Here is a 12584-nt window from a genome sequence, read left to right on the forward strand (position 1 = left end):
CGTCTTTCCAGCCTTGACAAAGCGAAAGAGGGTGGGATAATTGGCGCAACCGGGGGTTCAGCCCTCAACGCGAACCCCTTCAAACAAAGCCCTCAACACAAAACCCGCCGACTGTTGACCTCCACAGGCACAGCCCCCTGCACCACAACTTCCCGACACCGAACCCCCACCCAAGGCACCGTCAACCGCAACACCATCCACACCACACTCCCCCCACGCAACGACGAAGCCCGAACCACTTCAACGTCCCCCGCAGCCACCGCCCCAGCCACCCCGGAAAGCCCCTCAGCCCCCCGAGCCGCCCTGACGACGGACGACATCACCCGCCCCTCAGCCCGATCCCCGGCATCGGCGAACGGCCACACCGGCACCCCGTACCCCACGGGATCGGCGGACAGCACCTGCCCCACCAGCACAACCCCCGCCACCACGGCCAACACCACCGCCGCGACGGCCACTCGCGACCCCGCCCGCCGAGGGCGCGCACTGACCAGTGCCCAACGCTTCACCACGCCCAGCGTGCCGAGGACCACAGCCCGCCCGCATCGGTAGTTCTACGCGACCGTGCATATACTCCAGTTCGAATAATCAGAACGGAGCACACACGTGGTCGCCCTTCGGCCGCTGGCCATGGTCGTCTTGGAACTCCTCCACGAGTCCCCGATGCACCCGTACGAGATCCAGCAGAAGATCCGCGAACGACAACTCGGTCGCCTGACGAAGGTCACCGTCGGGTCGCTCTACCACGCCGTGGAGAAGCTCGAAAAAGACCAGCTCATCGAGGTCGTGGAGACCAGCAGGGACGGCAGGCGGCCCGAGCGGACGACGTACCAGCTCACCGAACTGGGCGTGGACACGTTCCGGGCCGAGGTGTTGGCCAACGTGTCCGAGGTGATCCCCGAGTACCCGCGGTTCGCGATGGCCGTGCAGCACCTGCACACGCTGCGGCAGGACGAGGCCGTCACCGAACTCCGACGCCGCGCCAGCGCGTTGAAGAAGAAGCTCGCCGTCACCGACGTGACGATCGCCGAGCTGACGATGCAGGACGTCGAACCGGTGTTCTGGATCGACTACGACTACACCCGCGCGATGCGGCAGGCCGAGCTCGACTGGGTCGAGCGGCTGATCGACCGGCTCACCAACGGTGGGTTGAGGTGGCCCGACGCGGTTCATCGCCGCATCGAAGAGCTTGAGGAGGACCGGCGATGAGCCGGCAGGTGAACCCGTGGGCGGCGCTTTCGGCGCTGTGCATCGGCTTCTTCATGATTTTGCTCGACACGACGATCGTCAACGTCGCCATCCCGTCCATGATCAAGGAACTGGACGCGGGCCTCAACGCGATCATCTGGGTCAACAGCGTCTACCTGTTGACCTACGCCGTCCCGCTGCTGCTCACCGGCAGGCTCGGCGACCGGTTCGGACCCAAGCGCCTGTTCATGACCGGCCTCGTGGTCTTCGTCGGGTCGTCGCTGTGGTGCGGCCTCTCCGGCTCCGTCGAGATGCTGATCGTCGCGCGCGGCGTGCAGGGTCTCGGCGCGGCGATGATGACCCCGCAGACGATGGCGTTCATCACGCACCTGTTCCCGCCCGCCAAGCGCGGTGGGCCGATGGGCATGTGGGGCGCGGTCGCGGGTGTCGCGACGGTGACCGGGCCGCTGCTGGGCGGCGTGCTGGTGGACAACCTCGGCTGGGAGTGGATCTTCTTCGTGAACATCCCCGTCGGAGTCGTCGCGCTGGTGATGACGGCGATCCTCGTCCCCGACTGGCAGCCGGGGACGAGCCACAGCTTCGACCCGCTGGGCATCCTGCTGTGCTGCGTCGGCCTGACGGCCGTGGTGTTCGGCGTGCAGGAGGGCCAGCAGTACTCGTGGGGCGAGGTGTGGGGGCCGATCACGATCCCCGAGATCATCTCGGCGGGCGTGGTGCTGCTGATCGCGTTCGTGGTGTGGCAGGCGGTGAACAAGAAGGAGCCGCTGCTGCCGCTGCGGATCTTCGCGAACCGCAACTTCTCGCTGGGCAACGCGGCCAACGTCGTCATCGGCTTCGGCGTGACCGGCCTGTTCCTGCCGCTGATCATCTACATCCAGTCGGTGCTCGGACTGTCCGCCGTCGAGTCCGGTCTGCTGACCGCGCCGATGTCGTTGCTGTCCGGCACGTTCAGCGCGATCTCCGGGAAGCTGTCGGACCGGCCGTGGGCGCGGTTCCTGCCCGCCACCGGGTTCGCGCTGCTGGCGATCGGCATCGCCCTGCTGTCGCTGCGGCTGGAGCCGGGCATCGCGAGCTGGGAGCTGATCCCCGAGCTGCTGGTGTGCGGCGCGGGGCTCGGGCTGGTGTTCGCGCCGCTGGCGAACATCTCCACGCGCGGCGTCGACCGCAAGCTGATGGGCGCGGGCTCGGGCATCTTCAACACCTCGCGGCAGATCGGGTCGGTGCTCGGCAGCGCCGCCGTCGGCGTGCTGCTCCAGGCCCGCCTGGACACCCGCATGGCCGACGCGCGCGGCGACTACCCGACGGCGTTCACCAACGCGGCGGGCGACACGATGTGGATGCTGGTGGCCGTGCTGCTGATCGGCACCGCCTGCACGCTGGCGATGCGCAGGCCCGCCGTCGCCCCGGTGCAGGACCAGGTTCCCGTCACGCAGGGGAGCTGAGCCAGGAGCCGGCACTAGGCTGATCACGTGCGCCTAGTGCTGGCTTCGGCCTCCCCCGCCCGCCTGTCCGTCCTGCGCGGAGCGGGGATCGAGCCCGTCGTGCGGGTGTCCGGTGTCGACGAGGACGCGGTGGCCGCCGCGCTGGTCGACCCGAAGCCCGCCGAGGTGGTGACGGCGCTGGCCGTGGCCAAGGCGGAAGCCGTGCTCCCGCTGGTGGCCGCGGAGTTCCCGGACGCCGTGGTGGTCGGCTGCGACTCCATGCTGCTCACCGCCGACGGCTCCCTCGAGGGCAAGCCGGGCACGGTCGAGGTGGCCCGCGAGCGCTGGCGGCGGGTGGCGGGCACGTCCGGCACGCTGCTCACCGGGCACGCCGTGCTGCGGCTGCGGGACGGCGAAGTCGTCGCGCGCGGCGAGGGCAGCGAGCCGACGACCGTGCGGTTCGGCCGCCCGGACGACGTCGACCTCGAGGCGTACCTGGCGACCGGCGAGCCGTTGCAGGTCGCGGGCGGTTTCACCCTGGACGGGCTGGGCGGCTGGTTCGTCGACGGCATCGACGGCGACCCGTCGAGCGTGATCGGCATCAGCCTGCCGCTGACCCGCCGCCTGCTCGGCGAGGTCGGCGTTCGGGTGTCCGACATGTGGTAACCCTGGTCACCGACCGGGATCTCCGAGAAGCTCGACCCACGTCGCCGACGTCGGGGAGGGCTTCGTGAACGAGTTTCTGACGCGCCGCCGCCACATCGACCTGGGTCGCAGGAAGAGCACGGGCTGACGGGCCACCAGCCCCGAGCCCCCTCCCCTGCGCACACCTCGGAGCAGTCGTGGCGTTCCTCAGCACCTACACCAAGCCGAAGGTCTTCGGCTTCGCCGTCCTCGCCGGGCTCGTGCTCGGCGCCCTCGCCGGGTTCGTGGCCAAGCAGACCGGCCAGACCTGGCTCACCACCACCCTGTCCAAGATCGGTGGCGTCTTCACCGACCTGTTGCAGCTCACCGTCATCCCGCTGGTGTTCACGGCGATCGTCGTCGGCATCACCAGCCTGAGCAGGCTCGGCGGGTCCCGCACCGCGGCCCGCCTCGGCGGCAAGACGCTGCTGTGGTTCGCGACCACGTCGTTGATCGCCGTCCTCATCGGCCTCGCCATCGCCACGATCTTCAAGCCCGGCAGCGGCGTGCAGGTGACGCCGTCCGAGGCCGCGGTGAAGAAGCTCGCCACCCGCGACACCGGCTCGTGGAGCGCGTTCCTCGACAGCCTGGTGCCGTCGAACCTGTTCAGCGCGTTCACCGAGGGCGCGGTGCTCCAGGTGGTGTTCATCTCGCTGCTGATCGGCTTCGCCGCGTACGCGATCGGCGAGCGGGCGGCCCCGTTCGTCGCGCTCACGCGGTCGGCGTTCGACCTGGTGCAGAAGGTCGTCGGCTGGATCGTGCTGCTCGCGCCGCTCGGCGTGTTCGGGCTGATCGGGTCGGCGTTCGCGACCTACGGCAACAGCTTCGTGAAGCCGCTGTTCTCGCTCATCGCGGCGGTCTACGCGGGCTCGCTGCTGGTGCTGTTCGTGGTCTACCCGCTGCTGCTGCGGTTCGTCGGCCGGGTCAGCCCGGTGACGTTCTTCGCGAAGGCGTGGACGGCCCTCCAGTTCGCGTTCGTGTCCCGCTCGTCCGGGGCGACGCTGCCGCTGAGCAGGCAGACCGCCGCGAACCTCGGCGTCGACCCGGACTACGCGAGCTTCGCCGTGCCGCTGGGCACCACGACCAAGATGGACGGCTGCGCCGCGGTGTACCCGGCCATCGCGACGGTGTTCATCGCGAACCTGTTCGGCGTCCAGCTCGGGATCGGCCAGTACCTGCTGATCGTCGCCGTCGCCGTGTTCGGCGCCATCGCGACGGCGGGCACGACCGGCTGGTTCACCATGCTCACCCTGACCCTCGGCGCGGTGAACCTGCCGCCGGAGGTCATCGCGACCGGGGTCGCCGTGGTCTACGCGATCGACCCGATCCTGGACATGGTGCGGACCGCGACGAACGTGGCGGGCCAGATCACCGTGCCGGTGCTGGTCGCGCGGAGCGAGGGCCTGCTGGACGACGAGGTGCTCAACGCCCCGAGCGCCCCGCCGCTGCTGTCCGAGCCGGTGAAGGAGCCGGTGCCCGCCTAGGCCCCGCAGGACCGGAGGTCGGCGGCCGCGGGAGCGACCGTCGGCCAGCCGGGCAGGTCCTCCAGGGCGTTGACGGCCGCCGTGCAGCCCAGCAGCGGCTTGGTCCCGGAGAACGAGAACACCTGGGCGTACGAGCGCTTGCAGCCCGTCGGGTCGCACGGGCGCTGCACGGCGACGACGTCGGCCACCTGGTCGCCGTCGACGTCGTGCAGCGCCAGGTAGCCGCCGGTCGCCAGGTAGCGGGCCTGGGCGCGCGTCCACGTGCCCCCTCGGCCGACCAGGACCTCGCCGAGCAGCTCCTCGCCGGACTTCCCGCGCACCAGGCACACGCTGACCTCGGCGGACACGCACTCCAACGACTGGGCGTCGATCACCCCGCCGGAGTCCACGACGGTCGACTCGAAGACGTTCGGCCCCGCCGGACCGGTGACCTTGATCCGGCCGCCGCCCTCGCCGACGAGCACCTCCACCAGGTCCGCGCCGACGTCGGACTTGACCGCCGTGCGGCACGCCGAGGACCCGCAGCGCAGGCCCGCGTCCGACGCCGAGCGGTCCCCGCCGGACGGGTCGGGCGCCGACGGCGGCCGCAGCGCGTACGCGGCCACCAGGCAGCAGACGACCACCAGCACCGCCGCTCCCGCCGCGACCAGCACAGACCTGGGCGCTCCCGCCACGGTGTCCCCCTCCGAAAGCCTCCGGTGGAGGACCATTCTCCCCGGAAAGTGAGCATGCTCTCGGTCACGGGGTTACTGGCGGGTCACTAAGCTGCCGGTAGGTCCCCGAGTCGTCGTTGCCTGGGAGGTAGGACGTGGTCGCACTGCGCAAGGTGCTCGTCGCGAACCGCGGCGAGATCGCCGTCCGGGTCATCCGCGCGTGCCGCGACGCCGGGCTGGCCAGCGTCGCCGTCTACGCCGATCCGGACAGGGACGCGCCGTTCGCGCGCCTCGCGGACGAGGCCTTCGCGCTGCACGGCGCCACCTCGGGCGAGACGTACCTGTCGGTGGACAAGCTGCTGGACGTCGCCAAGCGCGCCGAGGCCGACGCGGTGCACCCCGGCTACGGCTTCCTGTCCGAGAACGCGGACTTCGCCCAGGCCGTCATCGACGCCGGGCTGACCTGGATCGGGCCCAGCCCGCAGGCCATCCGCGACCTCGGCGACAAGGTGACCGCCCGGCACATCGCGACCCGCGCGGGCGCGCCGCTGGTGCCCGGCACGAACGACCCGGTGAACGGACCGGACGAGATCATCGCCTTCGCCGAGCAGCACGGACTGCCGGTGGCCATCAAGGCCGCGTTCGGCGGCGGCGGGCGCGGCCTGAAGGTCGCCCGCACGATGGAGGAGATCCCCGAGCTGTTCGACAGCGCGGTGCGCGAGGCCGTCACGGCGTTCGGCCGCGGCGAGTGCTTCGTGGAGCGCTACCTGGACAAGCCGCGGCACGTCGAGGCGCAGGTGCTCGCCGACCAGCACGGCAACGTGGTCGTGGTCGGCACGCGCGACTGCTCGTTGCAGCGGCGGCACCAGAAGCTCGTCGAGGAGGCCCCGGCGCCGTTCCTGACCGACGAGCAGCGCGCGTCGATCCACTCCTCCGCGCGGGCCATCTGCCAGGAGGCCGGCTACTACGGCGCGGGCACGGTCGAGTACCTGGTCGCGCTGGACGGCACGATCTCGTTCCTGGAGGTCAACACCCGCCTCCAGGTCGAGCACCCGGTCAGCGAGGAGACCTCCGGCCTCGACCTCGTGCGCGAGCAGTTCCGCATCGCCGCCGGGGAGAAGCTCCGCTTCACCGAGGACCCGACGCCTCGCGGGCACTCCATCGAGTTCCGGATCAACGGCGAGGACGCCGGTCGCGGCTTCCTGCCCGCGCCCGGCACCGTGACCACGTTCACCGCGCCCTCCGGCCCCGGCGTGCGGGTCGACGCGGGCGTGGAGAGCGGCAGCGTCGTCGGCGGGCAGTTCGACTCGCTGCTGGCCAAGCTGATCGTCACCGGCGAGGACCGCCGCCAGGCGATCGAGCGGGCACGGCGGGCGCTGGACGAGATGGTCGTGGACGGCATGGCGACCGTGCTGCCGTTCCACCGCGCGATCCTGCGCGACCCGGCGTTCACCGCCGAGGAGGCCTTCACCGTGCACACGCGGTGGATCGAGACGGAGTTCGACAACCGGATCGAGCCGTTCGCGAACCCCGCCGAGGCGGGCGAGGACGAGCCGCGGCAGACCGTGGTCGTCGAGGTCGGCGGCAGGCGGCTGGAGGTCTCGCTGCCCGGCGACCTCGCGCTCGGCGGCGGTGGCGGCGGTGGGTCGGCGGCGGCGAAGGCCAAGCCCCGCAAGCGGTCCGGCGGCTCGGGCGCGGCGGCGTCCGGCGACGCGGTGACCGCGCCGATGCAGGGCACCATCGTGAAGGTCGCCGTGGAGGAGGGCCAGGTCGTCGAAGCGGGCGAGCTGATCGTCGTGCTGGAGGCCATGAAGATGGAGAACCCGGTGACGGCGCACAAATCGGGCACCGTGACGGGTCTCGCGGCCAGTTCCGGCTCCACGGTCACGCAAGGGACCGTGCTGTGCGAGTTGAAGGACTAGATTCGACGGTGTGAGCGAGCCCGACATCCGCATCGGTGACACCGAACGCGAAGAAGCACTCAGGTCGCTCGGCGAGCACATGAGCGCCGGTCGGCTCGAACTGGACGAGTACGGCGACCGGTCCGCGCTCGTGACGACCGCGAAGACCCGCCGCGACCTGCTCGCGCTGTTCGCCGACCTGCCGGAGCCGCACCCCCGGTTCGGGCAGGTCGCCCGACCGGCCGCGGCCGAGGTCGTGCCGAAGCAGGCTCCGGGGTCGCCGCTGAGCCACCGGCTGCTGCGCGCGGCCGTGCCGCTGGGCGGGCTGATCGCGGTCGCGCTGTTCCTGCTGATCCGCAACCCGCTGGTGTTCCTGATGGTCCCGGCCATCGCGATCCTCGCGGGCAGCGTCCTCGGCGACGACGGTCGGCGGGACCGCCACCGCGACCGCGACCGCAGGCGGCGCAGCTGACCGCGCCCACGCTCCTGCTGCTCGACCTCGACGGCGTGCTGCGGAGCTTCGGCCCCGACGACCCCATCGAGGACGCCCACGGCCTGCCGCGCGGCGCGTTGGCGCGCGCGGCCTTCACGCCGGACCTGGTCACGCCCGCGCTGCTCGGCCAGGTGCCGGACGAGGTGTGGCGGGCGGGTGTCGTCGACCGGCTCGGCGGCCCGGACGCGGCCGCCGCCGTGGCCGCGTGGACCCGGCCGGGCGAAGTCGTAGCGGAGGCGCTGGAGCTGGTGCGCCAGGCGCGGCGGCGCTGCCGGGTCGCGCTGCTCACCAACGCCACCAGCAGGCTGCCCGCCGACCTGCGGCTGCTCGGGCTGGACCGCGAGGTGGACGCCGTCGTGACGTCGGCGCGGATCGGCGCGATGAAGCCCGCGCCCGAGGCGTACCGGCGGGCGCTGCGCGTGTTGCAGCACTCGGCGGCGCTGACGGTGTTCTGCGACGACAAGGCCGAGAACGCCGAGGGCGCGCGGAGGATCGGCGTCGACGGCGTGCACACGCCCACGACGGCCGCGCTGCGCGAGGCGCTGCTGGAACGCGGTCTGCTGGACGACTCCCCCTCGTTCGAGCCGCCCTCGGTGGCCGACGAGGTGCTGCTGGTGCTGCCCGAGCGCGAGGACGCCGAACGGCTGGCGAAGACGTTGGCCGGGCAGGGCTGGACGCCCGCGTCCGTGCACAAGGAGCTGCTGGCGGGCGAGGACGACGCCGAGGCCGCCGACTGGGTGGTGGAGCTGCTGACCGCGCCGGACGGGCGGCCCGCGGGCACCCGGCGGGAGTGGCTGGACGCGCTCGCGGAGGAGCACGACGGCTTCACCAGCGACAACGGTTAACCTGAACGGGTGGAACCGGTCGAGATCAACGCGGGTGAGTACTACCTGCGGCAGCTGCGCGCCGACGACCGGATCGACGACACCGCCGCGCTGGTCGCGGCCTTCGCCGACCCGGAGATCCGCCGCTGGCAGGGCGGGCTGCTCGTCGACGACGAGGCCGCCGCGCGCAAGTACGTCGAGTTCCGCGCCTGGCAGTGGGAGAGCGACCAGCGCTACTCGTGGGCCGTGTGCGACCAGCTGCTCGGCACCCCGGTCGGCGAGGTCGCACTGAAGGACGTCGACCCGCACAACCGGTCGGCCGAACTGGTCCTCTGGACCGCCGCCGAGCACCGAGGCCGCGGGATCGCCGTGCACGCGGCGACGGCCGTGGTCGGCTTCGGCTTCGGGTTCGTCGAGCTGCACCGGATCAGCTACCGCCAGGCCGTGGACAACGTTTCGTCACAGCGGGTCGCGGAGAAGGCGGGCTTCACCCCGGAGGGTCGCCTCCGGGGCGCCCAGATGGTCCAAGGGGAACACCACGACCTGCGCGTTTGGTCCCGGCTGGTGACCGACCGGTAACCCGGCGGCACCGAACGTCCACCCACTGGCACTACGGTAAACGCCCATGCGGCGTCTCCTGCCATTCGCACTCGCCCTACCTGCGCTGATCCTGCTCGGCTGCTCCACGCCGACCCACCCGACCGCGGACCACCGGTCCTCGACTCCCCCTCCTCCGGACCCCACGACGACGACCACGACCGTCCCCCAGCTGCCCCGGCCGCGGGAGGTCCGGCTCGACGACCTCGACCCGTGCGAGGTGCTCAGCGCGGACCAGCGGGCGCAGCTCAGCCTCGACCACGCGCCCAACGCGTACGTGGACAACGCCTTCGGGGAGTCGAAGGTCTGTTCGTTCCGGAGCGGCATCAGTGGGAACGTGATGCGGCTGGCGCTCGTCACAGTGGAGGGCATCGGGGTGTGGCTGTCCGAGAACGCCCAGGTGGAGCCGGTTTTCACCACGATCGGCGGGTTCCCGGCGATGGTGATCAGGACGCCGGGGCTCGACGACGTGTGCAACGTGGAGGTGGACGTGGCGGAAGGGCAGTTCCTGGACGTGATGTTCCGCGACGGGGGCAACGAGAAGAAGGCCACGCAGGACACGCTGTGCGCCGGGGCCCAGCGCGCGGCGGAGGCCGCGCTGAGCGGATTGCTCGAACGGCGCTGACCCACTCGGGGGAAGTCCGATCAGCCCCTCCCTGGTGGTGTGCCGAGATGGCTAGAGTGTCGACCGAGAACGACGTTACGCAGGAGGCCTGGATGCCGTCCGAGGTTAGTGGTGCAGACGTCGAGGCGTTCCTGACCACCCACACCCTGAGTGTGGAACCGGGGGCGATCCCCAGTCTCCGCAGCGCGTTCGCGAACGCGCTGACGAAACTGGACAAGCAGATCGAACTCGCGCTCACCGAGGTCCGGGTCCGGCCCTGGGCGGGCGACGGCGTGAGCGTGGACGCGGCGGAGAAGTTCAACGAGCGCGCCTTCACCTCGGGCGACTCCGCGTTGGGCGCGTTGACGAGCTACCAGCGGCAGCTGAAGTCGGCGATGGACGCCCTGGACCTGGTCGAACAGCAGTACCGGACGATGGACGGCGACGCCACCGGCCTGATGAAGCAAAGCGGCTGCTAGAGGCCGCGGGAGCACGGGCCGGTCGCGAATCGAGGGGAAGTCTTCATGCCCGACGGACACCGCTGGAACGGGTACAGCCACGAGGAGCTCTACCGCCAGATCAACTCGGGGCCGGGGCCGAAGGCGTCGCACGCGTCGATGGAACGCTGGCAGGGCGTCTCGGCGGCACTCGTGGAGATCAACAACGAGCTGTACACCGGCGTCATGAAGTCCGGCGCGACCTGGGAGGGCAAGGCCGCCGACACCGCGCGCGCCGGCCTGAACCCGCTCGCCGCGTGGGCCGACGACGCCCGCACCGGCGCCGACGTGATGCGCGTGTCCGCCGAGATGCAGGCCGACTTCATCAGCAAGGCCCGCGCGGACATGCCCGCCCCCGTACCGGTCTCGGCCGAGGACCCCGGCAAGATCCTGAGCGCGTTGACGCACCTCGTCGGCGGCCAGACCGACTACGAGGTGCAGGAGAAGGCGCACAACGCCGCCGAGCAGCGCGCCCGCGAGGTCATGGCGACCTACGCCTCCAGCACCACCACGAACACCAGCACCCTCGGCCAGTTCCACCAGCCGCCGCAGCTCGTGATCAACGCGACGCAGTCGTCCCTGGGCGGCGCGGGCGGCATCAACGGCGGCCTCGGCACCGGTTACGGCGTGGTGGGCGGCCCGGTCGGCTACGTCGGCGGCGTCCGCGTGCCCCAGCAGGGCGGCACCGCCCGCCCGACCACCGCTCCCGCCGGGACGACCGGCAGCACCACCCGCGCGGCGGGCACGACCGCCGCCACCACCGAGGGCGCGACCCGCACCGCTAACGGCGTGACCACCTCCGGTGGTTCGGGCGGTTCCGGCGGCGGCAGCGGCACCGGCGTCCTCGGCAGGCTGGGCGGTCGCACCACCCGCAAGGACGGCACGACCTCGTCGTCCTCCGAAGACGGCCACTCGGCGCACGGCGGCTCGTCCGGCGGCTCGTCGGGCGCGGGCCGGGGCGCGACCGTGGCCAGCTCGGCCGAGTTCGGCCCCGTGGCCACGCCCACCGCGGGCCAGCACGGCATGCCCGGCGCACCCGGCGGTTCAGCGGGTGGCGGCGCGGCGCAGGCCCAGGACAACGACACGGTCCACCGCCGCGCGACCCCGATGGTGCCCGCGCAGAGCTCGTTCGACCCGTTCGGCAACGTCGGCGGCCGCGCCGAAGAGGAGGAGGACGGCGAGCACAACGCCGCCGACTACCTCCGCGAGACGGACGACATCTACGGCATCGGCGGGATGATCTCGCCACCGGTGATCGGGGAGAACCAGAGCAGTTGACGACGTTCGGAGTGGACCTGGGCACGAACGACGTGCGCGACCCCGTGACCATCTCGGCGCTGGAATTCGACGTGCTGTGGGAGCACCTGCGCCTGGAGGTCATGCCGCTGGTGCTGAAGGTCCCGTCCCCCGGCAAGACCCACGCCGAACGAGCGGAGCTGGAGCGGACGGCGTGGGCGGGGCTGGAACGCCGGGGTCTTGGGAAGCCGGTGTCGCTGGATCCGGAACTGGAAGACCTGTTGCACCTGCTCAACCGGCCTCAGGCTGAGGTGGATGGTCGGTTGTGGTTGGGGCGGAGTGTCAGGGTCTTGGCGGCTGCCAAGGGGCAGTCCGGGGTGTTGGCGGTGTTGGACGGTGAGCGGTTGACGTTGCGCGCCGGTTCCAGCGAGGGGCTGCCCCGTGAGGCCCTGTCGGTGCTGCCCGCTGCGCCGGCTGGGCCTGGGCACTCGATCACGTTGCCCAGCGCTGATCTGGACGCCGCCGCGGCTGCTGCTCGGACGCCGGAGGAGTTGGAGCAGGTGTTGTCGGGGCGGGGTGTGCGGGCGGATGACGCGCACACGTTGGCGGAGATGATGCGGGACGCCGGCAACCGGGGCCAATTCGGTGCGGCGGCTCGGGACAAGTGGGGGAAACGGCGTCGGCCGGAGCGGGTGGTCGCGTTCTTCGACGGTCCTGGGGGTCGGTACGTGCAGATGCGGCGGGCCGCGCCTGGGCAGCAGCCTTGGAGCACGGTGTCGCCGGTGGACACGCGTCGGTTGGATCATCACCTGTCGGAACTGTTGGCTGAGAGCCTTTAGGCGACGGCATCGCTGGAAGGGTCTGGGTTACGGCATCGCTGGAAGGGCTTTGGCGACGGCCGGCTTGACTTGGGGCCCCTAGATTTGAGCCTTAGTCGGGCCAAAACGGCAGGTGGAGAAGCCGGAAGCCCGACTAATTTTA

The 12584-nt window shown here is 71.3% G+C and carries 13 protein-coding genes; 12 read left to right on the plus strand and 1 reads right to left on the minus strand.

The window, feature by feature from the left end:
* Nucleotides 1-606 precede the first annotated feature (606 nt).
* The 4 genes from ACFWW9_RS43135 (at nucleotide 607) to ACFWW9_RS43150 (ending at nucleotide 4798) form a co-directional block, all read left to right on the plus strand.
* The gene (locus ACFWW9_RS43135; protein WP_390388919.1) at nucleotides 607-1209 is read left to right on the plus strand and encodes a PadR family transcriptional regulator; all 603 of its coding nucleotides are present in this window, start codon (nucleotides 607-609) and stop codon (nucleotides 1207-1209) included.
* Nucleotides 1206-2651, plus strand: coding sequence for a DHA2 family efflux MFS transporter permease subunit (locus ACFWW9_RS43140; RefSeq protein WP_390388921.1), 1446 nt, complete (start codon nucleotides 1206-1208; stop codon nucleotides 2649-2651). Before ACFWW9_RS43135 ends, ACFWW9_RS43140 begins: the two co-directional genes overlap by 4 nt.
* Nucleotides 2652-2678: 27 nt before the next feature.
* Nucleotides 2679-3296, plus strand: coding sequence for a Maf family protein (locus tag ACFWW9_RS43145; RefSeq protein WP_390388923.1), 618 nt, complete (start codon nucleotides 2679-2681; stop codon nucleotides 3294-3296).
* Between the two features lie 176 nt (nucleotides 3297-3472).
* Complete coding sequence (locus ACFWW9_RS43150; protein WP_390388925.1) at nucleotides 3473-4798, plus strand: dicarboxylate/amino acid:cation symporter; 1326 nt, start codon at nucleotides 3473-3475, stop codon at nucleotides 4796-4798.
* On the opposite strand, the gene ACFWW9_RS43155 is transcribed toward ACFWW9_RS43150, so the two are convergent.
* Nucleotides 4795-5472, minus strand: coding sequence for a hypothetical protein (locus ACFWW9_RS43155; RefSeq protein ID WP_390388926.1), 678 nt, complete (start codon nucleotides 5470-5472; stop codon nucleotides 4795-4797). The genes ACFWW9_RS43150 and ACFWW9_RS43155 overlap by 4 nt on opposite strands.
* Nucleotides 5473-5615: 143 nt before the next feature.
* Between ACFWW9_RS43155 and ACFWW9_RS43160 the strand changes: the two genes are divergently transcribed.
* From ACFWW9_RS43160 to ACFWW9_RS43195, 8 genes are read left to right on the plus strand one after another with little or no spacing between them, the layout of a single operon-like run.
* Nucleotides 5616-7373: an acetyl/propionyl/methylcrotonyl-CoA carboxylase subunit alpha gene (locus tag ACFWW9_RS43160; RefSeq protein WP_390388941.1), complete on the plus strand. Its 1758-nt coding sequence runs from the start codon at nucleotides 5616-5618 to the stop codon at nucleotides 7371-7373.
* A gap of 10 nt (nucleotides 7374-7383) precedes the next feature.
* On the plus strand, nucleotides 7384-7824 hold the full coding sequence (locus ACFWW9_RS43165; RefSeq protein ID WP_390388927.1) for a DUF1707 domain-containing protein: 441 nt from the start codon (nucleotides 7384-7386) through the stop codon (nucleotides 7822-7824).
* A gap of 35 nt (nucleotides 7825-7859) precedes the next feature.
* Nucleotides 7860-8690, plus strand: coding sequence for an HAD family hydrolase (locus ACFWW9_RS43170; RefSeq protein ID WP_390388930.1), 831 nt, complete (start codon nucleotides 7860-7862; stop codon nucleotides 8688-8690).
* A 9-nt stretch (nucleotides 8691-8699) separates the two neighbouring features.
* Nucleotides 8700-9248 (plus strand): GNAT family N-acetyltransferase, encoded by a 549-nt coding sequence (locus tag ACFWW9_RS43175; protein ID WP_390388932.1) that lies wholly within the window; start codon nucleotides 8700-8702, stop codon nucleotides 9246-9248.
* 46 nt (nucleotides 9249-9294) lie between these two features.
* Complete coding sequence (locus ACFWW9_RS43180; protein ID WP_390388934.1) at nucleotides 9295-9891, plus strand: DUF3558 domain-containing protein; 597 nt, start codon at nucleotides 9295-9297, stop codon at nucleotides 9889-9891.
* Between the two features lie 47 nt (nucleotides 9892-9938).
* Entirely contained in the window at nucleotides 9939-10349 is a 411-nt protein-coding gene (locus ACFWW9_RS43185) for a transcriptional regulator (protein WP_390388936.1), read from the plus strand.
* Nucleotides 10350-10394: 45 nt separating this feature from the next.
* Nucleotides 10395-11645, plus strand: coding sequence for a PPE domain-containing protein (locus ACFWW9_RS43190; RefSeq protein WP_390388937.1), 1251 nt, complete (start codon nucleotides 10395-10397; stop codon nucleotides 11643-11645).
* Nucleotides 11642-12442 carry an ESX secretion-associated protein EspG gene (locus ACFWW9_RS43195; protein ID WP_390388939.1) on the plus strand — a complete coding sequence of 267 codons (801 nt, stop codon included), beginning with the start codon at nucleotides 11642-11644 and terminating at the stop codon, nucleotides 12440-12442. The genes ACFWW9_RS43190 and ACFWW9_RS43195 overlap by 4 nt, the downstream gene beginning before the upstream one ends.
* The last annotated feature ends 142 nt before the right edge of the window (nucleotides 12443-12584 follow it).

The organism is Umezawaea sp. NPDC059074, assembly GCF_042738955.1.
Lineage (GTDB): Bacteria > Actinomycetota > Actinomycetes > Mycobacteriales > Pseudonocardiaceae > Umezawaea.